Here is a 24,654-nt window from a genome sequence, read left to right as displayed (position 1 = left end):
ATTCAGATGCAGACTCAGACGCACTTACTGATACTGATTCAGATGCTGACTCAGATGCACTTACTGACGCAGATTCAGATGCGCTTACTGATGCTGACTCAGACGCACTTAATGACGCTGATTCAGATGCGCTTACTGACGCTGACTCAGATGTGCTTACTGAAGATGATTCAGATGCAGACTCAGATGCGCTTACTGATGCTGATTCAGATGCAGACTCAGACGCACTTACTGATGCTGACTCAGATGCGCTTACTGATGCTGACTCAGATGCAGATTCAGACGCAGACTCAGATGCGCTTGTTGATGCTGATTCAGACGCACTTACTGATGCTGATTCAGATGCTGACTCAGACACACTTACTGACGCTGATTCAGACGCACTTACTGACGCTGACGCGCTCACTGAAGCACTTGTTGAAGCTGACGCACTTCTTGATGCACTTGTTGATGCTGACGCACTTCTTGATGTTGATGCGCTCACTGATGCAGATTCAGATGCACTTATTGAAGACGATGTAGAAGCTGATTCAGAATTTGGATTTCTATCAGGTTGTGCATTTTTAATATAATGTGTGCTCCGAGCACCATTTGGTGCAGGCTCCTGTCCAATTCCAAAGTTGTACAATTGCCCTTTTGTAATACCCAATTCTGTCAAAGTAGCTGTTTTTGTAACTTTCCCATAATTCATTGTTAATACATTACTAGTAGAATTAAACGATATAGTTACAGTATTCCATCCCTGTCCCCTAAATCCACTAAAAGAATTTGTAGCGTAGTCAAAAATGGTTCCAGAGTTTTTGGCACCAATCATACTAGTTGTTCCCGATGCATCATTTTTAACAGCGACTGCATATCCTCTTTTTGAAGCATCACCTTTTAAGGTTGTGGCATTTGAATCAATATTTGACATAGGGGACCTATTAGTATCTAATTTGAATCCAGAAACATCTGGCGCTCCTTTATCCCCAATGATACCCCCATCATTTACAATATCTTGAGGATTTCCTTGATAAAACATAAACTGCCAGCCGCCTGGAGCTTGAGTTGTCCCTATATCTGCATTTGCAATATCAAAAGAAATCTTAAAATCTGATGTAAAATCATACTTTGATGGCGCTTGTAATAGTCCCGGATTAACGCCATCTATATGTAGTCCTGGATAACCTTCACTATAATTTCTTTCAATTTCCCAATTTCCATATCTTAGAAAATCTTCAACGTTAGTATAACTTTGATTCTTATTGCCAGTATCTGTAGCTAGAGCTGCAAATGTAGAAAGGCGAGATATAACACTATCATTGGTAGTAGCCATCATGGTTTGGATATTACTTAAATCTCCACTACCTAATTCTGTAACCATAACTTCTTCAATAGCTTTTTCTAGTTGACGCAACTCTTCTTTGGAGTAATTCAAATCGTTTATGACAACAACATTATCTTCTTTATAGTTATCAGTGTTTGCTATTACTTTCTCTATTATCTTATCTGCGTTGTTTTGATTAATGTCACCAGAATTAATAATTTCATTAAATTCTTCATCAGACATGATTTGATCTTTCACATTTTGGGCTTTTTGACTTTCTATATCATCATTAATTTGCCCAGAATATTCATCACTCAATTCGTCCAACTCTAAATTATTTTGAGTTGTAGCACTATCTTGTACTGTTAGATCATTTTCGATACTTTCACTATTAACTCTCTCTAGTTCACTTTCATTCTTACTGTTACTCAGTTCGCTATTATTTACATCATTAGCTACGTCTCCCAATAAGTTATCGTCCGATGATTCACTTTCACTTGCTGAAGTACTTGCACTAATTGATTCACTTTCACTTACTGAAGTACTTGTACTAATTGATTCACTTTCACTTACTGAAGCGCTTGTACTAACTGATTCACTTTCACTTACTGAAGTGCTTATACTAATTGATTCACTTTCACTTACTGAAGCGCTTATACTAATTGATTCACTTTCACTCGCTAAAGCACTATCAATAGCAATTTCACTAACATCATTTTGCACCTCAGATGTTAATTCTTCTTTATTTTCTTGCTCGTTAATTTCGCTGGCCAGATTTTCTTCGTTTGAGGTAATAGATTCGGATGATTGTAATAACGTAGAGTCTGCTGTAACTAAAATATCCCTACTAGATTCTACTTCATGTGAAATTTCATCAGCATGCATAACAGGGGTATAGATAGTACCAATCCCAAATACCGCTCCTGCACCTATAGTGCCCGAGAGTATACGTTTATATTTATTATCTTCTAATTGAAAAGTATCTTCATCCTTTAACTCGGTATCTTGTTCTACTGATGAAAATAACTTTAATAAGCCAAAACGGCTAACACAGGTTTTTACCCAGTTTTTACCACTTTTATGCATTTTGACTCTTGATTTTCTTTCTGTCTCAAAAAAATCTCCATGTCTAAACTTATTCCAATTCATTCATTCTCCCTCCAAAAAATAACATAACAGTTTACATATAATGGATAATATAATCATTAATATATTATAATAAGAAAATTAGAAAAGCATTTTCTATTTTATGTTTAATAAACATGTTTTTGAATTTGAAAAAGGAGATTAGTAAAACAATTAACTCAAAAAACTAGAATATAACATCAATTTAAAATTGATAAAGAGAAAAACGATGCTGAAATGATTTTCTTCAGCACCGTTTTTATTTATATATATTATTAGAAGGGTCATTTGAATTACTCAAATTTTTGATTCAACGAGCAATTTATATTGTAGTATTTTATAGATTTTATCTCAATCTTTCATTCTAGGAACAGCATCATAATATTAATTTATGGTTTCTACCCTATCGATGATCTACCAAAATTTATAATGGCCAGCCCTGTGTAATAAATCGTAGACAATCTGATAAGTGCTTAGACCAATACGCTTCTGAATGTTCATCTCCGTGGAAAATATTTAATGATACATTCTCCGGTGCAACCCCTGATTGGATGACTTGTTGGCTATACTTAATGGCATCATTAATATAGGCTTGTTCAGTATGGGGACCGATAATCATCTCATCCACTTCATCGCCTTCTTCAGTACCACATTCAATATAAATTCTTTGATCTTTTGGCAAAGTCTTTCGCTGAATATAGCGGTCAAAGTCTTTAGCTACTGCCCAATTCGTTAAGGAGAAAATACCTAACCGACCGACTTGGTCTTTATAAGCCGCACCCAAATAAGTAGCAATTGTTGCCCCAAAAGATGACCCTATCATAGCTGTATGTGCTGCATCTGACAGCGTTCGGTAATGTTGGTCCACAAAGTTTTTGACGATGGTCATCACAAACTCTGAGAACTCTGCCCCCCTGCCACCTTGTCCAGTGAGTCGTGGGTCGTAAGCATCCTTTATAGACCATGGCAAATATTCTAAGGTACGCATCTCTTCGCCATTATCAATGCCCACAATAATCATGCTTGGTAAATCTGGATTTCTTTTGATTGCGTGAATTGTTTTCCAGGAGTGTTTTGAAAATGCCTCTGTTGAATGGAATACATTCTGTCCGTCATGCATATAAACTACAGGATAATGCTTATCTGTATTTTCGTCATAATCTTTAGGTAAGAGCACGCGTATCCGTCGCTTATCCAATGTGTAGGGCACATCTAAAATATGTTCTTTAAGTTCCAAATAGAAAAATGGTGCAAACTCCATCCTGACTCTCCTCCAACTATTGAAAAAGAACCTTGGGCACATTCAATCCCAAGGTCCCTTCAAAATTTCATTTACTATATATTTTATTATATATTAAGCATACCGTTCATTCAAACGATCTTTATCGTCCGAATCCTTCTTGGCCATCAAGTCTGCTGCATAGGCATCGAAAGCCGCCGCGTAATCCGTCGCCATCGCTTGTCTAGGTGACACATCCACTTGACGGACGAAATGTAGCTTTTCCAAATTCTTTTGAATATGGTCCGCTTCTTCCATATCAGTATAGACAATTGCATACTTCATCTTGCGCGAGACATAATAAACAAAACCATATTTTTGTAACTGCTTGACTTTTTTATTCGAATACATCCACACAATCAATGCTTGTCGTGATTGTGCTTGATCATAAATACTCATATCATCGACTTCCTTTAATTACTCGCTTTAATTTCATTATAACAGGAATTCATCTGACCGTAACCCTTAAACCACTTTATAAGAAAATAGAAGGTGAGACAAAAGTCGTTTAGAATTGACGTACTGAACCAAAAGGCGAACAATAATGAAATATTATTGGAGACATTTGGGAAGTATCGGACAATGCTGACTTTTGGAATCCAATGATAAACGTTCTTATATAGCAAAGAGAGGCTGAGACATTTTTGTCCCAGCCTCTACACTCCCTTGGTCTATTATTCCAAAACTAATAATAAATCACCAGAATTTACTTGATCACCGTTAGCAACCAATAATTCTTTCACCACAGCTTTACGTGGTGCTTTCAACGTTGTTTCCATCTTCATCGCTTCAGAAACTAACAATAATTGGCCTTCTTCAATTTCATCGCCTTGTTGAACCTGAACATCAAGGATTGTTCCTGGCATGGTAGCGGCGATATGGTTAGTATTGCCGTGATCAGCTTTACGACGAACTGCTGCCGTTGTTTGGGCATTTGCATCACGAACGATAATTTCACGAGATTGACCGTTTAATTCAAAGAAGACAATTCGTTGACCCGTTTCATCAAGTTCACCAATTTGAATCAAGCGGATATACAAGACTTTCCCCTTTTGAATTTCCACATTGACTGTTTCACCTATCCTCATACCATAGAAGAAGCTTGGTGTTGGGATAATTGAAACGTCAGAATAACGTTCAAGCTTATGACGGTAGTCTACAAAGACTTCCGGATACATAATATAAGATAAGACGTCTTGGTCGTCTACATCTTCATCACCTAATTTCGCAATCAATTCTTGGCGAGTTGCTTCAAAGTCAATTGGTGGTAAATGTTCACCTGGACGGTCAGTTGATGCTACTTCTCCTTTTAAGATGATTTCAGATACATCTTTCGGGAATCCACCTTCTGGTTGACCGATTTTACCTTTAAACAAATCAATAACAGATTGTGGGAAGTCGTATTGTGTCCCTTCTTTGAAGAATTTATCAATTGTTAGGTCATTTTGAACCATAAACAAGGCCATATCACCGACAACTTTAGATGAAGGTGTTACTTTTACGATATCCCCAAACAGTAAGTTGACATCATGGTACATCTGTTTTACTTCGTCCCAACGATTACCTAAACCAACAGATTTAGCTTGTTGTTGTAAGTTTGTATATTGACCACCAGGCATCTCTGTATTGTAGATTTCAGTTTCTGGCCCTTCTAGTCCTGAGGTAAATTCATTATAGTACGAACGCACACCTAACCAATATTGGTTGATTTTCTCTGCATTTTGAACATGGATATTTGGTTTACGGTCGTTATACTCCATCGCATAGTATAGTGATTGCATAGATGGTTGTGATGTGGTTGAAGCAAATGCAGAGCTTGCCACATCCACAATATCCACACCTGCACGTGATGCTTCAGTATAAGTTAGAATACCGTTACCTGCTGTATCGTGCGTGTGTAAATGAATTGGCACATCAATATGGTCTTTCAATTCTGAAATTAAAGCATAAGCTGCTTGTGGTTTTAATAACCCTGCCATATCTTTAACGGCAATAATATCTGCCCCCATAGCCTGCAACTCTTTAGCTAAGTTCACATAGTAGTCTAGTGAATACTTGGTACGCTCTGGATTTAAGATATCACCTGTATAGCACATTGTTGCTTCGGCAATCTTACCAGCATCTTTCACATATTGAATGGGTTTTTCAATTTGTTTCGTCCAGTTTAGTGAGTCAAAGACACGGAAGACATCGATACCTGACGCTGCAGCCTGGTCTATGAAGGCTTTTAGTGTGTTATCTGGGTATGAAGTATAGCCTACTGCATTGGAACCACGGAATAACATTTGTAGTAAGGTATTTGGCATTGCTTCACGTAATTTTTCTAGTCGACGCCAAGGGTCTTCAGTTAAGAAACGGAAAGCAGCATCAAAAGTCGCGCCACCCCAAACTTCCATAGAGAATAAGTTTGGTAGTGCATCTTCCATTACTTTAGCCGGTTTCACCATATCTCGAGTACGCATTCGCGTAGCGATTAATGATTGATGGGCATCACGCATGGTTGTATCTGTTAATAATAGGTCGTTTGAATTTTTAATAAATGCTTGGACACCTTTGACACCATCACGGTCTAAAATTTGTTTTGCGGATAGGCCATTACGTTCTACGCGTTCAATTTTAGGTGTTGGAATTGTTTGGAATTGCCCTTTCTCATTTTCAATACCCGGAAAGCCATTTACAGAAATGTCCCCAATATATTGTAAGATTTTGTTCCCACGGTCACGGTTACGTTCTTTAGGGAAATCGAACAATTCTGGTGTTTGATCAATGAATATTGTATTGGCAGTACCCTCTAGGAAAACAGGGTGGTTAACAACATTACGTAAGAAAGGAATATTATTTTTAACACCACGTACACGATATTCTCTTAAAGAACGGTCCATCTTCGCTACTGTATCTTCAAATGTGGTACCGTAAGTAATTAATTTCGCAATCATTGAGTCAAAGTACGGACTAACTACTGTATTTTGGAAACCATTACCGGCATCTAAACGGACACCAAATCCACCTGGAGAACGGTAAGTATTAATTTTACCAGTATCTGGGAAGAAGTTGTTATTTGGATCCTCAGTGGTAACACGACATTGGATAGCGAAACCATTTAATGGTAATGCTTCTTGAGATGGTAAACCAATTTCACTTAAACTCTCACCTGCAGCTATACGAATTTGTGTCTGTACAATGTCTACACCAGTGATTTGTTCTGAAATCGCATGTTCTACTTGGATTCGTGGGTTTACTTCAATAAAGTAGAAATCTTCGCCATCTAATAAGAACTCAACTGTTCCGGCATTCGCGTAATCTACTGAATCTAAGAAATCACGGGCAGCATTACAGATACGATGACGTAGTGCCATTGACATATTGACAGTAGGTGCCACTTCAACTACTTTTTGGTGGCGACGTTGTACTGAACAATCACGTTCCCATAAATGCATGGTGTTTCCTTGTTCATCAGCAATCACTTGAACTTCAATATGTTTTGGTCCTTCAACATATTTTTCAACGTAAGCTTCTCCTGAACCAAAAGCTTTGGTTGCTTCAGAGACAGCTAGACGGTATTGTTCTGCTACTTCATCTTCTGAACGAACAACACGCATACCACGGCCACCACCACCTAAAGCAGCTTTAATAATGATTGGGTAGCCAGCTGTTTTACCAAATTCAACTACTTCTTCAAGACTTTCAACTGGTCCATCTGATCCTGGAATCAACGGAATATTGGCTTTTTTAGCTGCTTCACGCGCTTTTACCTTATCTCCGAACATGTCTAAAATTTCGTATGAAGGGCCTATAAATTTAATACCTTCTTCCTCACAACGGCGCGCAAATTCAGTGTTTTCTGAAAGGAAACCGTAGCCAGGGTGAATGGCATCAGCATCTACATCTTTAGCAATTTGAATAATGGTTTCGATATCTAAATAAGCTTCAACAGCCTTCTTATCACGAGATAATAGATAAGATTCGTCTGCTTTGAAACGGTGAACTGAACCTTCGTCCTCTTGTGAATAAACTGCGACAGTATGAATGCCTAGTTCATAACACGCCCGGAAAATACGGATTGCGATTTCCCCACGGTTCGCAACTAATACTTTATTGATCATTTATAGTAACTCCCTCTCTTACGCCTCTAACAAGTTGACGCTTGTTTATACTTGCCAATTGTATCATAGTTTGCCATATTTTGAATCATTTTGACATAGAAAAATGAAAGAAATCTCATTTTCTTATCATAATTGGTAAAGATATAAATGATCATTTATTTAAATATAATTTTTCCTATATTATTTTGACAGTAAAAAAAGAAGCTGGGTTTGTATAGCCAACTTCTTTTCCAAAAATAATTACGCTTCAATTTTTCTCATTTCATCTGCAACAAATTGCACATCTGTTCCAACAATCACATGCAAGTGGTTTTTGTCTAAAACATTGACACCAGGTACACCAAGTCCTTTTATCTTAGCTTGATCGACTTGGTCCACGTCCTCTAATTCAAAACGTAGTCGTGTTGCACAATTATAGTAACTACGGATATTTTCTTGCCCACCTACGGCATCATAAATAACATGGGCCATTTGAGCATATTTACTGTTGTTAGTTGAAGAAACCGTCTTTTTATCAGCTGAAGTTTCAGCTTCAGATTCTGTGATTGCGGCTTCAGTTACAGCATTATCCCCACGACCTGGTGTGGCAAAGTCGAATTTTTGAATAGCAAAGTCAAATACAAAGTAATACACAACGAACATCACTAATCCTAAAACGAATAGCATGAATGGTTGGTTCGCAATTGGCACATTTAGACTCAAAGCAAAGTCTACTAATCCAGCTGAAAAGCCAAATCCTGCAGTCCAGTGGAAAGTTGCTGCAACAAACATTGATACACCTGTTAGGAAGGCATGTACTAAGTATAATCCAGGTGCAGCAAACATGAATGAAAATTCTAGTGGTTCAGTAATACCTGTGAAGAATGAAGCGAATGCACCGGCAATCATTGTACCAGCTGCAATCTTCTTAGCTTTAGATTCTGCGTTTTTATACATGGCTAAAGCTGCGCCAGGTAAACCAAACATCATGATTGGGAAGAAGCCAGCTTGATACATACCTGTTACCCCTTTTACCCCTTCTGATGCCCAGAAGTTTCCAATATCATTAATACCGATCAAGTCAAACCAGAATACTGAGTTTAACGCATGGTGTAAACCAGTTGGAATGAGTAATTTATTGAAGAAACCATAAAGCCCAGCACCAAATGCACCTAAACCTGAAATGAACGTACCAAAGGCCACTAAGGCATCATAGGCAAATGGCCATACAAAGAATAGGACTAAAGAGATCACCAGCATTGCTGCTGCAGATAGGATGGGGATTAACCGTCTTCCTGAAAAGAAAGCAAGTGCAGTTGGTAATTTTGTGCCTGAATACCGATTGTATAAAGTTGCCGCTACTGTCCCTGCGATAATCGCCATAAAAACGTTTTGGGTTGCACCAAAAGCCATTGGTACTTGGTCAGCTGGCATATTTAATAAAACACTCAATCCGTCTATAGATAATAGATTGGTTACAATCAGATAGCCAACTAAGCCAGATAGCCCAGCAGCCCCATTAGCATCTTTTGATAAACCAGTAGCAATACCCACTGAAAATAGAATAGGCAAATTATTGAAAATGGCGTTCCCAGCTTGAATTAGGAATATCGCCACCTGATTAGATCCGGCCCCTGATAGACCTGCTGGATCAATCCAGTAACCAATCCCCATTAATAATGATGCAACTGGTAATATGGATACCGGTAACATAATAGATTTCCCTAGATTTTGTAAATAATTTTTCATTTTATCCTCCTTTATCATTGAAATCATCCACTAACGATTAATAGACTGTGCCATGCGGAAATAAGTATGCCGCTTACCTCTAACTGCCAAACTCAAAGCGGTAATATTTTCTGGATCCGGCATCCGACCATAAGCCCCATCTCCAATATGGTGCAAGTCCACACCAACCCGTTTATTGGATAAACCAATCGCTTCAATCACAGAAGCTTGCGCTGATTCCTGACTTGTCCCAATTGTTGCCATCACTAACCCACCACGTGCGTGGATACTTTTAGTTACCCCGTGATTTTCTCGTTCATTCACACCAGGAACTGTATTAACAGCTGGGACCAATACCCCATCAGCGCCCTCATCCATAAAGCCAAGTAAAGCTTCCTCATCTACAATACTTTCTGTTAGCCCAGCCCCATGCATTTTACCTGCAAGAACTAACCCTGAAAAATGTGCTTTTGCCAGCTTAACCGCTTCACGGATTGCCGACATGGTTACACCAGTTGCTGGGTTTCCTGTTAATAGAATCATATCAACGCCTAATTCATCTGCTGCTTCTAGACTTTCTTTAGAAACTAAACGTCCTGGGTTCAATGTTACTCGTGTTTCAAGCAATTCTTGATTTTCGTCAACAGGCTCTAGGTTGATAGCAATTGGTCGACCAATCAGGCGCTTCAATTCCTGAATAATCGTTTTTGATCCGGCAAATGTTTCTAATCCAGGTATTTCTGGATTCAATACATCCAACTCATTTAACACAATGATATCTGCACCAAAAGTGGCCATGACTTCTGGATTCGATAATTCTTGAATCAATGGTGGTGACGTCACCACTGTTTCAGCAATAATTGTCCGCCCTTCACTCGCAAAAATTGCTTGTTTTAATTGGCTAGCATTCATCTGATTGATTTCACTGGCACTAGCCGAAATTAAACGTTTCATGTTCTCACTCCTCCCATCGTAACCGCTAGTTCATCATCAACTAACCGATTACATTTCTATCTAAATATTATATCAATATTGATAGCCATTATGAAAGCTATCACGAAAAAAGTTGGATATATTTACCCAACTTTTTTTGTTTTATTCTTCTTTCCCTAGAATTTGATTAATTTCTTGACTGTATAGGTCAGATTTTCCGCCATATATAGCTTGAACTCCGTTTTGTACTTCAAGTACAGCTGTTGCACCTAAGTCTTTTAGGACCTCTTTATCAACAATCTGATTATTTTTAACTGAAACCCGAAGTCTTGTGGCACATGCAGTTACATATTCAATATTTTCTTCATTCCCCAAAGCCTCAATAATGGTAAGGGCTTGGTCATGTAGATTCGACGTTTTAGATGATGATGCGGTGGTACTTTTTGCCATTTCTCCTACATTAACTTCCATACCTGGTACAGCAACTTTAAATTTCTTGACTAAAGTACGGAATACGAAATAGTAAATGAGTGCCCAAACTATGCCTACTGGAATAACAAAAATCCAATTGGTTTGTACATTTCCTTGTAGTGGGCCAAATAAGGTAAAGTCGATTAAGCCACCTGAAAAAGTATTCCCTATTCTAATCTGAAGGATATCAGCCACATAAAAAGATAACCCGTCTAAAAAAGCATGTACCACATATAACCATGGCGCAGCAAATAAGAATGAAAATTCTAATGGTTCAGTAATACCGGTTAGAAAAGAAGTTAAGGCTCCTGAAAAATAGAAACCAGCATTCTTAGCACGATTTTCTTTTGGAATCGCATGGTACATACCTAATGCTGCCGCTGGTAAACCAAACATCATTGTTGCAAAACGCCCAGCAAAGAAACGGGTACCATATGTAAATAAACCAGTATAGTTTGGATCTGCTAATTGAGCAAAGTAGATATTCTGTGCACCAGAAATGGTTTCACCTGCTACTGTTTCAATCCCACCTAATGACGTATACCAGAATAATGGATAGATCGTATGGTGTAGTCCAACAGCACCAGTCAAACGCAGTAAGAACCCATAGAAGAAGGTTCCAATTGACCCCATATTCGCAATCGCTTCACCTGTTACTTCAAGTCCACTTTGGATAGGAGGCCAAATTAGATAAAATAATAAACCTAAAGCAATAGCTGCTAACGATGATACGATTGGAATAAAGCGTGAACCCCCAAAGAACCCTAGGAATTGCGGTAATTCAATTTTACGATAACGATTATGCAGATAAGTAACGGACAGCCCAACAACAATTGACCCTAAGACACCAGTATCGATTGTTGCACCTTCAGCTGAAAATAACTGTAGCAGAGCTGCAATTGTTGCAGTATATACAAGATAAGCTACACCACCAGATAAACCAGCAGTCCCCTTATCTGATTCAGCTAAACCTACCGCAATACCAATGGTAAAGATTAATGGTAAATTGGCGAAAACAGCATTCCCAGCTGCCGTCATAATGGCGAAAACAGCCTGGATCCAATCTGCACCTAAAAAGGCAAACTGGGCAACCGCTGCATCATTAGAAAGGGCTGACCCTAAACCTAAAAGCAATCCCGCTACCGGTAGAATGGCAATTGGTAACATGAAAGCCTGGCCCAATTTTGAAAACTTCTTAAACATCTCTTTCACTCCCCTATATGGATATATTTTTCTAACTACTATTAAAAAAGGTCGACCACTCTAAAAATTTAATTATTTAAAGCATTGATAAAGCGACTCGCAATTTCTTTTGGACGGGTAATCGCCCCGCCAACAACAATACCTGCAACCCCTAAATCATGGATTTCTTTCGCTTGTTCTGGCGTATGAATTTTCCCTTCTGCAATGACGTCAATCCCTGCTTCAACAAGTTGTTTAACTAGAGGAATATTTGGCCCGTCAGTTTGTTCACTATAAGCAGTATAGCCAGCTAAAGTTGTCCCAACAAAATCAATTCCTTGTTCAAAGGCATTTATCCCTTCTTCAAATGTTGAAATATCCGCCATAAACAATTGGTCAGGATATTTTTCTTTAATTTGTTGGATAAAAGTATTCACTTCAAGACCATCAAAGCGTTCACGTTTGGTTAAATCCAAGGCAATTACTTCACAATTTGTGGCTACTAATTCATCAATTTCTTTCATAGTTGCCGTAATAAATGGTTCTTGTGGCAAATAGTCGCGCTTAATAATGCCAATAATCGGTAAATCAACCGCTGCTTGGATTTCTTTGATATCACGTACCGAATTGGCACGAATACCTACAGCACCTGCTTCTTCCGCCGCCTTAGCTAATAATGGCATTACCCCGCCCGCTTCTGTATATAGCGGTTCTCCTGGCAAAGCTTGGCAAGATACGATAATACCATCTTTAATTTGTTGCATAAATTGTTTTTTATTCATAGTCACTTTCCTTTCGATTATCTACAATATTAAAAATTGCTATGACGAAAACATGTTTGAAAAACGTTTACATCATTATTGTATATGGTTTTGAAATTATTTACAACAAAATATCTATTTTAGAATTTACTTTCACATTTTGCTTTTTTGCAAGCTTATTTGGGGCTTAAAATGAAAGTAATTTCAAATTTTTTCGCAATTACTCAAAAAGAACAGACCTTTTAAAAGTTCTGTTCTTAGAGAGGTTGTTATTTTTCATGTTCAGCTAAATTAGCTTGATGAGATTGCTTCTTTTTTGCCCGAAGTCTACGGCGCCACGATTGATCAGAAGCGATGACAGATAAGGCGATACCAACCATCATACTAGAGACTAAAAGACTAGAACCCCCATAAGACATGAATGGGAAGGTAACTCCGGTTAAAGGAATTAAACCTAAAACCCCGCCCAAGTTTACAAAGGCTTGGATCAAGAAGTATGACCCGACACCAACAAGTATTGATTGGTCAAATATACGGCGCATCTTAAGTGCCTTGTGGAAGATGTAAATCACCAGTGCAAAGTATAAGACGAGCACAAGCATTACGCCCCACAAACCAAATTCTTCTCCGATGATGGCCATAATAAAGTCGTTATGCGCTTCAGGCAAGTAGCCCAATTTTTGAATCGAGTTGCCTGCTCCTCGACCAAGAATACCGCCATTGGATAACGCATAGTAGCCATAAACCAATTGCAGTCCTGTATCTTTTGCGTCCGCAAAGGGATTGATGAAGGACGTAAACCGTGCAATTTGATAATTATCGATATGGGATAGGTCAAATAAATGCAATATAAGGATAATGCAGACATATACCATAATGACGAAGAGGATTGTTTTTGTCAGCCATTTCATGGATAAACCGGAATTCAGTAAGAGAATGACGAATAAAGACCCTAAGATTAATACTCCACCTACATCCGGGAAGAAGAATACGAGCCCTAACCAAATACCAATAGCTGCTACTTGTTTCCAGTATTTGGTGATTAATTTAATTGGACTATTGATTTCAGCAATCGTCTTTTGGACATCATCCTTAGCTAGGAAGTTAGCGACTAATATAACCAATGCTGGTTTTGCAAACTCTACTGGCTGAATGGAAAAGGCACCAACACCAATCCAACCTTGCGCCCCATTAATGGTCTCCCCAAATATGAAGGTGATGACTAAAAGGACCGTGACCCCTATATACATGAGTTTTTGAAAATTGTGATGCCGCCATCTTTCTGGTTTTATGTTATAAATGATGAAAATAGCGATCAAACCTAAAATCGCAAAAAGTATCTGTCTAAGCAGATAATGGTATGTCGGTTGACCGGATGAAGTTGCTAGGTAAGATGAAGCAGTTGTTACCATCAATAAACCAATCGTCAGTAACAAGCCATATAATAACAAAATCTTCCCGTTTAAATCTTCAAACCGGGCAGCAATTTGTTTAGACAGGGGCGGCCTGCCTTTAGTTTGTTTCGCTTGTTTACGATTTTTTTTGGCCTGTTTTTTTGTTTTCGCTTTTTCTAATGCATTGGATTGTTTTTGTTTATGCTTATTTGCTTGAGCTTTTTTTTCTTTGGATTCTGTTGACACAATAGTCCTCCTTTATGGACTTTTATATAATGTTATACATCCGTTGATACTAGAAATGAGAAATGGTATGGATAGCCATTACTCAAGTATCCATTATAGCATAATCGCCCCATACATTAGGGAAAGCTATTGCATTTTATAGAAAAATAAAACAAGCTTTATTGGTCGACTTACGATTAGTCTTCCTCTAAAAATCCCAAAAAAGAGGCTGGAACAAAACAAGTCTCAGCCTCTCTTTACTATATAAGAACGTTTATCATTGGGTTCCAAAAGTCAGTATTGTCCGATACTTCCCAAATGTCTCCAATAATATTTCATTATTGTTCGCCTTTTTGTCCAGTACGTCAATGCTAAACGACTTTTGTCTCACCTTCTTAAATGTATTGCTATAGTTCATAGCATGTGTATTTATTTACCTAAATTCTTTTTCTTAGCTGCTTTTGCACGTTCAGATTCGTTTAAAATTGATTTACGTAAACGAATGTTTTCTGGTGTTACTTCACAGTACTCATCGTCCCCCATGAACTCTAATGATTCTTCAAGGGTCATTAGTTTAGGTGTTTTAATTGTAGCTGTTTGGTCTTTGTTAGATGAACGAACGTTGGTTAAGTTCTTAGAACGGATAATATTTACAACAATATCTTTTTCACGGGTACTTTCACCAACAATCATACCACCATAAACAGCAGTACCTGGGTTCACAAAGATTGTACCTCGATCTTCAACTTGCATAATACCGTATGTAGTTGCTTTACCAGTATCAGTGGATACTAAAGCACCGTTACGACGGCCACCAATCGTTTCATTAATGTAAGGTGCATAGTGGTCAAATGTATGGTTTAAGATACCGTAACCATGCGTTAACGACATAAAGTAGGTAGTGAAACCAATCATACCACGAGCTGGTACATGGTAAGTTAAACGAGTGGTACCTAAACCAGTAGAAACCATATCTACCATAGTACCCCGACGTTGGTTTAGGGCATCAATAATAGAACCTTGGTACTCTTCAGGTGTATCAATTTGCACTAATTCAAATGGTTCAGATTTCACGCCATCAATCTCACGAATGATTACTTCTGGACGAGAAACTTGTAACTCATAACCTTCACGACGCATATTTTCAATCAAGATAGATAAGTGAAGCTCACCACGACCTGAAACAACCCATGCATCCGGAGAATCAGTGTTATCTACACGTAATGAAACATCCGTATGTAACTCATAACGTAAACGTTCCTCCAATTTACGAGAAGTCACGTGTTTACCTTCTTGTCCAGCGAATGGTGAATCATTGGTTAGGAAAGTTATTTGTAGTGTTGGCTCATCAATACGTAATGGCTCTAAAGCCTCTTTAATAGTTGAATCTACGACTGTTTCTCCAACAAAGATATCTTCCATACCAGAAACGGCAATCAATTCCCCAGCTTTCGCCTCATTGATTTCAACTCGGTCTAAACCTAAGAAACCGAATAATTTTGTTACACGGAAGTTTTTCTCAGTACCATCAAGTTTCATCAAGGTTACTTGGTCACCCACACGGATTGTACCGCGGAATACACGCCCAATACCAATACGACCAACATAGTCGTTATAGTCTAGTAATGATACTTGGAATTGTAAGCCTTCTTCAGAATTATCAACCGGTGCTGGAATCTCGTTTAGGATCGTATCAAAGATTGGGTCCATTGTTTCAGATTGGTCAGCAGGATCATCAGATAGACTTGAAGTACCACTTAAAGCAGAAGCGTATACTACTGGGAAGTCTAACATTTCATCATCAGCACCCAATTCGATAAATAAATCTAACACTTCATCCACAACTTCAGCTGGACGAGCAGATGATTTATCAATCTTGTTTACAACAACGATTGGTGTTAAGTTCGCTTCGAAAGCTTTTTTCAATACAAAACGCGTTTGCGGCATTGTACCTTCATAAGCATCTACGACTAAAACTACACCGTCAACCATCGTCATGATACGTTCCACTTCACCACCGAAATCCGCATGTCCTGGGGTATCCATGATGTTAATGTGATGACCTTTGTAGTTAACAGCCGTATTCTTAGCTAGAATGGTGATCCCACGTTCTTTCTCGATATCGTTAGAGTCCATTGCACGCTCATCAATTTTTGTACGTTCATCTAAAGTATCTGATTGTTCCAACAATTGGTTAACCAAAGTCGTTTTACCGTGGTCAACGTGGGCAATGATTGCAACATTACGAATATCTTCACGTTTTGCCATTTTTTAAATTCCTCCATTTATATAATGAATACAAATTTTGTATTAATTATTTGTCAAGTTTATGAAACCGTTTTACCCTAAAACCCCTAGTTATAAACCTTAACAAAGTTTCTTGTAATAAAACCGCCATAATATTATATCACTTATTGATTGAAAATACTATTATTTTCGTTTATATGGACCCAAGAAATCACGAAGTTTAAGTACCTCTCCATACAAAAAAAGAATTCTTGGTTAATTTTCAGCCTTCAAATTTCCAATCATTCGACTATATGCTGACGGGTAAGCTGCTACCACTTTATTTCGATGCATTAAATCAAGTGGCGCTCCAGTAAATTGTGTCACCTTAATCCCCACTTCATCTGCCAATACTTGGCCAGCAGCAATATCCCAGGGTTGCAGCCTTGGGGATACGTAAGCGGCAATTTCACCCTTCAATAAGGCGATGATTTCAATCCCTGCTGACCCATAAATCCGAAGGCCCATAGATTCTTGAATCAAGTCTTGCACTTTATGCGCATTGGTCATTGCCATACCGCCATTGACAGCAATCAAAGATTCATGCAAGGTTTTATCTGTATATTTGGGCTTAAAAACCCGACCGTTCCGTTTAATCCCTTGGCCAGCGATGGCTTCAAAGTAATCATCTTGCATCACATCATAAACAACACCTAGCTTACCCAGTCCATCTTCATAGTATGCAACCATGATAGCAAAGTGATTTTGCTGTAAGACAAAGTTGGCTGTCCCATCTATAGGGTCTACTATCCAGACACCGCCATCTAGATTATTGGGCGTTTCACCCATTTTCTCCTCACCGATATAACGGTCTTTTGGAAAGTTTTCTTTAATCTTTTGTCTAAATAATAATTCTACTGCCTTATCTACATTGGTGACCAAATCTTTTCGGTTTGATTTATGCTGGATTTCGATTGCACTATCTAATTGTTCGTGAATATAAGTTGTTGCTTCTTCAATCCACTCTCTCACCAATGCTGCACGCGCTTCTAACATCTATTTATATGCCTCCTAGTTTACCTGAACCAACTAACCACTTTGCCCTTACGGCATCGAAATAGTTTTTCTTTCTGAATTTCTCGCTTTTTTGATTGTGCCATAAAGTTGATAGCCAGAAACCTTCTCAAATTGATTGCCTAATTGCTTTTCTGCCATTTTACTTGGCACTACTTGCTTAAAGGCCTTATATCTATTCAATAATTCTTCGCGGTTGATGCTTGATTCATAAGCTTGTTCCAAGCCATTCCACATTTTTATCACAATCGCGATTTCTTCATTTGTCCAATCTAAGTCGATAGGGTATTGATAATTATTAGACATCGTATTCCTCCGCTTTCGTTTTCATATTCATTATAGCGGAAAATAAGTAAAAGAGATAACTTAGCCAGCAATTTTTTCAAGCTTCCATTCCCTTTTCATATTGGTATTCTATTATTTAGACAACTTACGCCAATTGCGTCCAGTTTAAGTCAGCCAGATAGCGAGCGCTAATGTCTATTTCTTTTTATAGCGTCGTTTCCTATCCTATATCGCAAAATAGATAACATTTGGATTACTATTGCTTATATTTTTAACATCATTTAAAATATCATTATGATGTTATGAATGGGGAGAAGAAAATTGGATATTAGAAAAAGTTTAAAAGTAGGTCTGGCTTTCTGTAGTGCATTATTACTTGCTGCTTGCGGTAATAATAGTAGTGATCAAGCATCAACAGACCAAGTTGATACTGAGGAAACTCGGTCATATTCTGTTGGGGTTGTGGGAGATGTATCTGCTGAAATTTGGGAAGACGTTGCTACAAGATTGGAAGATCAAGGCATCGATTTAGAAGTGGTGACCTTTTCTGAATACTCACAACCAAATCGTGCTTTAGAAGATGGAGAATTAGACTTAAATGCCTTCCAACATATTTCATTTTTAAGTGCTTATACTAAGGACATTGGTGATTCACAAATTACGCCAATTGCTTATACTATTGTATCACCTATGTATATTTTTGCAGTTCCTGAAATCACGGATGTCGAATCCATTCCTGATGGTGTAACTGTTGCGGTATCTAACTCTGCTACGAATGCAGAACGTGCTTTCTTAGGCTTACAGGATATTGGTTTAATCAAGCTAGATGAAGAAGCTGGTTTTGCGCCAACTAAAGCGGATGTTATCGAAAATACTAAAAACATCGAAATTGTCGAAATGGATCCATCTCAAATCGCCCGCTCATTAGGCGATGCTGATTTGATTACGATAGGTGGCGATATGTTGATGGATGCTGGCCTAGATCCAAAAGATGCTATTTATGTTGATACAGATGATGCTTCAAATATTGATCCGGTGAAGAAGAATATCATTGCAACCACAAAAGACAAGGAAGATAATCCAGATATTCAAGCGATTGTAGATACTTATCAATCAGATGAAACCAAAGCTAAAATTGAAGAAATTTCTGGCGGTTCATCAATTCCTATTTGGACAACTGAAGATGATCCAAAAGCAGACTATGAAAAAGAATTAGCTGAAAACTAATTTTAAACATATACACAGAAAAAGAGGCTAGGACAAAAATATCCCAGCCTCTTTTTGTTCTAAAAAATATGACACATATAAAAGGAGCTATGAAATTGACTTCACAGCTCCCTTTTAAATGGCGTTTTATTTTTCTAATTCAATGACTTCTGCTTGTTCTTGGGCTAATAAGCATAGTTCTTGCGCTTTAAAGATATGCTCTTGTGTCATCGCCGTTTCTGTCCCATTTAGTGAGTCTAAGATGATTTGGCCAAAGAATGGGAAGCCTACTTGGCCAGTGACTTGGTAATGCGCTTCGCCATCTTTATTGACTAAGAAAACATGGTCTTTTTCGTCTGATTCAGCAACATCAATATATTTGCGTAGTTCAATTGTGCCTTCAGTACCCGTAATAAAGGTACGACCATCACCCCATGTACCTAAACCATCTGGTGTAAACCAATCGACTTTAAAGAAGAAAGTCGCCCCATTCTCACCAATTAAAGTGGCATCACCATAATCCTCTAACTCAGGTTTGTCTGGGTTATTGTAATTTGCTACTTTTGAAGCAACAACTCTAGCATCCGTATTCCCCGTATAGTATAGGAATTGTTCGATTTGGTGCGACCCAATATCTGTTAAAATCCCACCGTATTGCTCTTTATTAAAGAACCAATCTGGACGAGCATCCTTATCTAAGCGGTGTGGACCAAAACCTGTTACTTGAATAACACGACCAATTTTACCTTCTTCAATTAATTGGCCAGCTAAAATAGCTGCTTCAACGTGAATACGTTCTGAGAAGTACACGAAATAGCGACGACCTGTTTCAGCGACAACTTTTTTCGTTTCTTCTAATTGTGCTAAGGAAGTAAAACCTGTTTTATCTGTAAAGTAATCTTTACCAGATTTCATGACTTTATTGCCTAATGCTGACCGTAAGTTGGGTACTGCTGCTGCTGCAACCATATGAATGGATTCATCAGCTAGAATTTCGTCCAGGGATTCAGCAACCTCAACCTCAGGGAATTGTTCAACATAAGCCGCTACTTTTTCTGGATCAGCGTCATATACATATTTAATTGTGGCACCAGCTTCGATTAAACCATTTGACATACCATTAATGTGGCCGTGATCTAAAGCAGTTACCCCCACATTAAATTCACCGGGTTCAACTACTAAATTCACTTTACCTTTCGGCGCGTAATTCATACCGTCTTGATTTACCAAGTTACTCACTCCTTAAAATGTTTGTTTGCTTGAAGTTTGCAAGGCTTTTTCTAATGATTAGAATAAATCATTATAGTTATTGTCTACCAACCACTTATAGGAATCAGTTAATGAATCAAATGGGTCACGGCCGTAAGTATCGTCTTGCTCAACTAATAAGTAACGAGCGCCGGCATCAATAGCTGCTTGAATGATCGTTGGTAAATCTAATGAACCTTGGCCTAGTTCTGCAAATTCTACGTTGTTGTAGAAGTATTTACTGAATTCATCCATTTCGCCTTTGAATAATCCTTCGATGGCGGATTCTGGGATTGGGTTTACGCGGTAGTCTTTTAAGTGTACTAAGTCTACACGACCTTTGTATTGGTTTAAAATGTCGACTGGGTTACCACCACCACGTTGTACCCAATGAATATCTAGTTCGAAACCTAGTTCTGGTGCTTCTTCAGCAATGATGTCTAGTAAATATTTGCCATCATATTTCACGAATTCAATATGGTGGTTATGGTAGTACAATTTGATGCCATCTGCTTTTAAACGTTTTGCATATTCATTCGCTTTGGCACTGAATTCTTTCACCTTTTCTAGAGATGACATGTAGTTTAATGGCAACATACCAATACGTAATAAGTCGGTATCAACTGCCTTACAGTCAGCAACAATCTTATCGTAGTCGGTTGTTAAACTTTCTCCACCCTCTGTTTGTGGTTCTAATGAAGCTGACATTGAGGCAATTTCCATGTCAAAGTCTTGGCAAGCTTGCACCAATGCTTGAATATTTTCTGGACTGGTTTCAATTTGTGAAATCTCTACTGATTTATAGCCAATTCCTGCTAGACGTTTCATTGTGTCATATGCATTTTCGTTGAATGCATCTTTTACTGTCATCCCTTGTACACCTAATTTAACCATTTAAGAAGGCCTCCTTATAAATTCGTTTATTTTCTTTACTTGAACGTTTCATAGCGTCAATCATTTCCATTGTTGGCAGTGCATCCGCTACTGAACAATAATCGTTTGTATCTTCGTTAACTGCTTTATAGAACTGTTCCATACAATCTTGATGGCCGGGACCATAGTAGATTTTTGAATCAGGCAGTTTAGCATCTTCTGCTAGACATTTCCATTCATCGTTAAACAACTTATTGTCCTTTATGGTATAACGAGACTGTTTGGTCACAACCTGCAACTCAACTGAATCGTTACCATAGTAAGCATTGGTCGCATAGAAAAGGCCGTGTGCCCCTTTTTCGAAGGTAAAATTGGCATTGGCTGAATCTTCAACTTCAATATCATAATCTAAAATATTATGGACTGAAGCCCGTACATCAACCCACTGATCATCAATGACATAGTGGAGCAGGTCGAGTGTATGAATTGACTGGTTGATGATTGTCCCAGAGCCAGCCTCTTCAATCGTTCCTCGCCAAGGTTTCTCCTCATAGTATTCTTCTCCTCGGTACCAGGCAACCAACCCTTTAACCGCTACAATATCTGTCGTATCCTCCTCTTGAAGGATACGTTTCAACTCAATGACTGAGGCATTTAATCGATTTTGAAAGCAAATAGCTACCTTAGCACCATTATTTAATGCTTTTAAGTCATCTACTAAGGCCTGTGACCGTTGATAATTCACTGTCACGGGTTTCTCACATAGGACATGGATGCCTCTTTTGGCTACTTCTAGGGTCACTGTATCGTGTAAGTAATGCGGTAAGCAGACATGTACGACATCCAGTTCTTCATGGTCCAACATCTCTTGATAATCCGTATAAAAAGGGGTATCTCCCGCGATGGTTGACTTACTAGGATCAATATCACAAACCGCTACTAATTCAGCCATGTCTGATTGGATAATCCCGCGTAAATGGACGATAGATACCGTCCCCAACCCTATTACAGCTACTCTTAACATGAAATACAGTCCCTTCTATCTTATGAGCGGGTTTCGAATTTGCCTTCTTCAGCAATTCGTTCATTTAGCAATGCTAAGTATTGGTCATCATCAAATTCTGGTATGGATACTTTTTCACCAGTCCAGCTTGATAAATGGATAGCATTAGCTAAGCGTACCCCATTGATTCCTTCTTGACCATCTGCAATTAAGGGTGTGCCGTTTAAGATATGTTGCGCGAAGTTTTCAAGAACACCTGAGTGTTGTTGACCCCAAACGTTTTCTTCTTCAATGACTTCAACATCATATAATGTTTCAAATGGTAATTGACCAGTCATTAATTTGACGACACCATCAACATCCATATTTTGATTAATCGCCGTTTCAGACTCTTTCAACCGGTAAACTGTTGCAGTAGCTGATTTATCAACCACAATCATCCCTTTGTCACCAACAATTTCTAACCTGTCTGAACCGATGATTTCATTTGTAGATGTGACGAATACGCCAGTAGCCCCATTTTCATATTCAAAAATGGCATGTACTTGATCTTCAACGGCAATATCACGTTGGTAACCGTATTGCACACGAGAAGTCACCGCTTCTGGTACACCTGTTAACCATTGGATTAAGTCAAGTTGGTGTGGCGCTTGATTAACTAGGACACCACCGCCTTCACCACCCCATGTAGCACGCCATTCAGATTGGTCATAGTAGGCTTGTGGACGCCACCAAGTCGTAATAATCCAGTTAACACGACGAATATCTCCAATTTCTTGATTATCTAAAATTGTTTTCAATTTTTGATATAGGGGATTGTTACGTTGGTTAAACATAATTGCATAAGTAGCATCCACTGTTTTAGCATATTCATTCAACTCTTTTACATGCTTTGTGTAAACACCGGCAGGTTTTTCATTTAATACATGAATACCTTTAGATAAGGCATATGTTGCCATTTCAGGGTGTAAGTAATGAGGCACAGTTGTCACAACTGCGTCTACTTGTCCAGAATCAATCATCGCTTGATAGTCATCAAACACTTGTACATTTGGATATAATTCGGCCACTTTTTCACGTTTTGCAGGGTCAATATCTGCTAACGCGACAAATGCCATACTTGGCACCATGCCATCAGTAATAAATTTTGCATACATAGATCCTTGATTACCAAATCCGATGATACCAAAACGAATTTTGTTTTCTGTTGCCATAAAAAATTATCCTCCTTTGCCCCTTTAAAAAGGTAGCGTTTACATTTATATTCAAATTTATAGGTATTGATCCAACTGACTTGATGCATCTGACGTATGAAATGACTTCCGATATTGAGCAGGTGTCTTTCCTACATGTTTCTTGAAAAAGCGTGAAAAATGGGCATTTGATTCAAAACCAGCATCTTTCGCAATTTCATTAATCTGTAGATCCCTACGCAAACGTAATGAAAACATGGCTTGCGATAAACGATAAGACATTAAAAATGTCATAACCGTCATACCTGTAACTTCTTTAAAAACATGCGATAGATAAGACGGACTAAGATTTGTTTCCTTAGCAATCGTCGCAATATCGATCTTGTCTTTAAAATGCAAGGTCATATACCGAGCAATCGATTCAGCATGGGTAATTTTAATGTCCCTTTGACTTTCAATTTTAGCTGTTTCAAGATTGCTAGAGTCAATTTCCATCAGTATTTGAGTCAAAAGCAAAAGTGATTGGCTTTGCACAAAAGTTTTGTCATCTCGTTTTGAAATACGGTCTAGGTCAGCTAAATAGCTTTTAACCCGTTGTCTATCTGCCACACTTTCCAATCGATACATATAACCTTGCTCTTTAGAAAACATATCTAGGATTGCTTCTTGATTTAGACTAGTTAAAACAGGTTCAATATCCGCTCTATCGAAATGAACAACTGTCCGCTTATATGGCCCACTCTCATCACTAACAAAGGCTTTATGAAGCGTCATCCCATCTATCAGTACAATGTCATCTGGCTGCAACTCTAAAAATTGATCACCGATTTGGAAGGTACATTCTCCTTCCAACAGCATATACAATTCAAATGTAGCATGTGTGTGAAAGGCAAGTTGGTTTCTCCCTTCCTGAATTTCATAACCGATTCCTACTGTCATTTGTGCACTCCTTCACTTCATAATCCTATTATATATAAGAAAGCGCTTTTATTCATTGCATGGATATGCTTGAATTGACCAATCAATTGACTGAAACTGCTTTCGAGTCTATTAAAACACA

At 38.3% G+C, this 24,654-nt stretch carries 18 protein-coding genes; 1 reads left to right on the top strand and 17 read right to left on the bottom strand.

Annotation, left to right across the window (positions count from 1 at the left end; all coding sequences use genetic code 11):
- The 12 genes from HMPREF3116_RS09310 to HMPREF3116_RS02770 form a co-directional block, all read right to left on the bottom strand.
- Window positions 1–2,455, bottom strand: a 2,455-nt coding sequence (locus tag HMPREF3116_RS09310; RefSeq protein ID WP_168125767.1) for a KxYKxGKxW signal peptide domain-containing protein, incomplete at its 3' end; no start/stop codon positions are given.
- Between the two features lie 400 nt (window positions 2,456–2,855).
- Entirely contained in the window at window positions 2,856–3,692 is an 837-nt protein-coding gene (locus tag HMPREF3116_RS02820) for an alpha/beta hydrolase (RefSeq protein ID WP_070467670.1), read from the bottom strand.
- A 93-nt stretch (window positions 3,693–3,785) separates the two neighbouring features.
- Window positions 3,786–4,109, bottom strand: a complete 324-nt coding sequence (locus tag HMPREF3116_RS02815; protein ID WP_070467668.1) for a YlbG family protein — start codon at window positions 4,107–4,109, stop codon at window positions 3,786–3,788.
- 275 nt (window positions 4,110–4,384) lie between these two features.
- Window positions 4,385–7,813: a pyruvate carboxylase gene (locus tag HMPREF3116_RS02810; protein WP_070467667.1), complete on the bottom strand. Its 3,429-nt coding sequence runs from the start codon at window positions 7,811–7,813 to the stop codon at window positions 4,385–4,387.
- A gap of 240 nt (window positions 7,814–8,053) precedes the next feature.
- On the bottom strand, window positions 8,054–9,541 hold the full coding sequence (gene nagE, locus HMPREF3116_RS02805) for an N-acetylglucosamine-specific PTS transporter subunit IIBC (RefSeq protein WP_070467665.1): 1,488 nt from the start codon (window positions 9,539–9,541) through the stop codon (window positions 8,054–8,056).
- A 30-nt stretch (window positions 9,542–9,571) separates the two neighbouring features.
- Window positions 9,572–10,474, bottom strand: a complete 903-nt coding sequence (locus HMPREF3116_RS02800; RefSeq protein WP_070467663.1) for a DUF7916 family protein — start codon at window positions 10,472–10,474, stop codon at window positions 9,572–9,574.
- Window positions 10,475–10,615: 141 nt separating this feature from the next.
- Entirely contained in the window at window positions 10,616–12,127 is a 1,512-nt protein-coding gene (locus tag HMPREF3116_RS02795; protein ID WP_070467661.1) for a PTS transporter subunit EIIC, read from the bottom strand.
- Between the two features lie 68 nt (window positions 12,128–12,195).
- The gene (locus HMPREF3116_RS02790) at window positions 12,196–12,888 is read right to left on the bottom strand and encodes an N-acetylmannosamine-6-phosphate 2-epimerase (protein WP_070467658.1); all 693 of its coding nucleotides are present in this window, start codon (window positions 12,886–12,888) and stop codon (window positions 12,196–12,198) included.
- A gap of 248 nt (window positions 12,889–13,136) precedes the next feature.
- On the bottom strand, window positions 13,137–14,507 hold the full coding sequence (locus tag HMPREF3116_RS02785; RefSeq protein ID WP_070467656.1) for an FtsW/RodA/SpoVE family cell cycle protein: 1,371 nt from the start codon (window positions 14,505–14,507) through the stop codon (window positions 13,137–13,139).
- Between the two features lie 408 nt (window positions 14,508–14,915).
- Window positions 14,916–16,754: a translational GTPase TypA gene (gene typA, locus HMPREF3116_RS02780; protein ID WP_070467654.1), complete on the bottom strand. Its 1,839-nt coding sequence runs from the start codon at window positions 16,752–16,754 to the stop codon at window positions 14,916–14,918.
- A 234-nt stretch (window positions 16,755–16,988) separates the two neighbouring features.
- A complete protein-coding gene (locus tag HMPREF3116_RS02775; RefSeq protein WP_070467652.1) occupies window positions 16,989–17,768 on the bottom strand; it encodes an inositol monophosphatase family protein in 780 nt (259 codons plus the stop codon).
- Between the two features lie 48 nt (window positions 17,769–17,816).
- Complete coding sequence (locus tag HMPREF3116_RS02770; RefSeq protein ID WP_070467650.1) at window positions 17,817–18,092, bottom strand: UPF0223 family protein; 276 nt, start codon at window positions 18,090–18,092, stop codon at window positions 17,817–17,819.
- 300 nt (window positions 18,093–18,392) lie between these two features.
- Between HMPREF3116_RS02770 and HMPREF3116_RS02765 the strand changes: the two genes are divergently transcribed.
- Window positions 18,393–19,298, top strand: a complete 906-nt coding sequence (locus HMPREF3116_RS02765; protein ID WP_168125765.1) for a MetQ/NlpA family ABC transporter substrate-binding protein — start codon at window positions 18,393–18,395, stop codon at window positions 19,296–19,298.
- Between the two features lie 126 nt (window positions 19,299–19,424).
- On the opposite strand, the gene HMPREF3116_RS02760 is transcribed toward HMPREF3116_RS02765, so the two are convergent.
- From HMPREF3116_RS02760 to HMPREF3116_RS02740, 5 genes are read right to left on the bottom strand one after another with little or no spacing between them, the layout of a single operon-like run.
- Window positions 19,425–20,507, bottom strand: coding sequence for a Gfo/Idh/MocA family protein (locus HMPREF3116_RS02760; RefSeq protein ID WP_210382471.1), 1,083 nt, complete (start codon window positions 20,505–20,507; stop codon window positions 19,425–19,427).
- Between the two features lie 57 nt (window positions 20,508–20,564).
- On the bottom strand, window positions 20,565–21,419 hold the full coding sequence (locus tag HMPREF3116_RS02755; protein ID WP_070467648.1) for a sugar phosphate isomerase/epimerase family protein: 855 nt from the start codon (window positions 21,417–21,419) through the stop codon (window positions 20,565–20,567).
- Window positions 21,412–22,422, bottom strand: coding sequence for a Gfo/Idh/MocA family protein (locus HMPREF3116_RS02750; RefSeq protein WP_070467646.1), 1,011 nt, complete (start codon window positions 22,420–22,422; stop codon window positions 21,412–21,414). The genes HMPREF3116_RS02755 and HMPREF3116_RS02750 overlap by 8 nt, the downstream gene beginning before the upstream one ends.
- 20 nt (window positions 22,423–22,442) lie before the next feature.
- The gene (locus HMPREF3116_RS02745; RefSeq protein ID WP_070467645.1) at window positions 22,443–23,615 is read right to left on the bottom strand and encodes a Gfo/Idh/MocA family protein; all 1,173 of its coding nucleotides are present in this window, start codon (window positions 23,613–23,615) and stop codon (window positions 22,443–22,445) included.
- Between the two features lie 57 nt (window positions 23,616–23,672).
- Window positions 23,673–24,533 (bottom strand): AraC family transcriptional regulator, encoded by an 861-nt coding sequence (locus HMPREF3116_RS02740; protein ID WP_070467643.1) that lies wholly within the window; start codon window positions 24,531–24,533, stop codon window positions 23,673–23,675.
- Between the last annotated feature and the right edge of the window lie 121 nt (window positions 24,534–24,654).

The sequence above is a fragment of the Aerococcus sp. HMSC10H05 genome, from assembly GCF_001806975.1.
Lineage (GTDB): Bacteria > Bacillota > Bacilli > Lactobacillales > Aerococcaceae > Aerococcus > Aerococcus viridans_B.
The sequence above is the reverse complement of the archived record's forward strand: the minus strand, read 5'-3'. Positions and strand labels throughout refer to the sequence as shown.

Coding starts and splice junctions, on each gene's coding strand:
- HMPREF3116_RS02820 (WP_070467670.1), bottom strand. CDS start 3,692: ATGGAGTTTGCACCATTTTTCTATTTGGAACTTAAAGAACATATTTTA.
- HMPREF3116_RS02815 (WP_070467668.1), bottom strand. CDS start 4,109: ATGAGTATTTATGATCAAGCACAATCACGACAAGCATTGATTGTGTGG.
- HMPREF3116_RS02810 (WP_070467667.1), bottom strand. CDS start 7,813: ATGATCAATAAAGTATTAGTTGCGAACCGTGGGGAAATCGCAATCCGT.
- nagE (WP_070467665.1), bottom strand. CDS start 9,541: ATGAAAAATTATTTACAAAATCTAGGGAAATCTATTATGTTACCGGTA.
- HMPREF3116_RS02800 (WP_070467663.1), bottom strand. CDS start 10,474: ATGAAACGTTTAATTTCGGCTAGTGCCAGTGAAATCAATCAGATGAAT.
- HMPREF3116_RS02795 (WP_070467661.1), bottom strand. CDS start 12,127: ATGTTTAAGAAGTTTTCAAAATTGGGCCAGGCTTTCATGTTACCAATT.
- HMPREF3116_RS02790 (WP_070467658.1), bottom strand. CDS start 12,888: ATGAATAAAAAACAATTTATGCAACAAATTAAAGATGGTATTATCGTA.
- typA (WP_070467654.1), bottom strand. CDS start 16,754: ATGGCAAAACGTGAAGATATTCGTAATGTTGCAATCATTGCCCACGTT.
- HMPREF3116_RS02775 (WP_070467652.1), bottom strand. CDS start 17,768: ATGTTAGAAGCGCGTGCAGCATTGGTGAGAGAGTGGATTGAAGAAGCA.
- HMPREF3116_RS02770 (WP_070467650.1), bottom strand. CDS start 18,092: ATGTCTAATAATTATCAATACCCTATCGACTTAGATTGGACAAATGAA.
- HMPREF3116_RS02755 (WP_070467648.1), bottom strand. CDS start 21,419: ATGGTTAAATTAGGTGTACAAGGGATGACAGTAAAAGATGCATTCAAC.
- HMPREF3116_RS02750 (WP_070467646.1), bottom strand. CDS start 22,422: ATGTTAAGAGTAGCTGTAATAGGGTTGGGGACGGTATCTATCGTCCAT.
- HMPREF3116_RS02745 (WP_070467645.1), bottom strand. CDS start 23,615: ATGGCAACAGAAAACAAAATTCGTTTTGGTATCATCGGATTTGGTAAT.
- HMPREF3116_RS02740 (WP_070467643.1), bottom strand. CDS start 24,533: ATGACAGTAGGAATCGGTTATGAAATTCAGGAAGGGAGAAACCAACTT.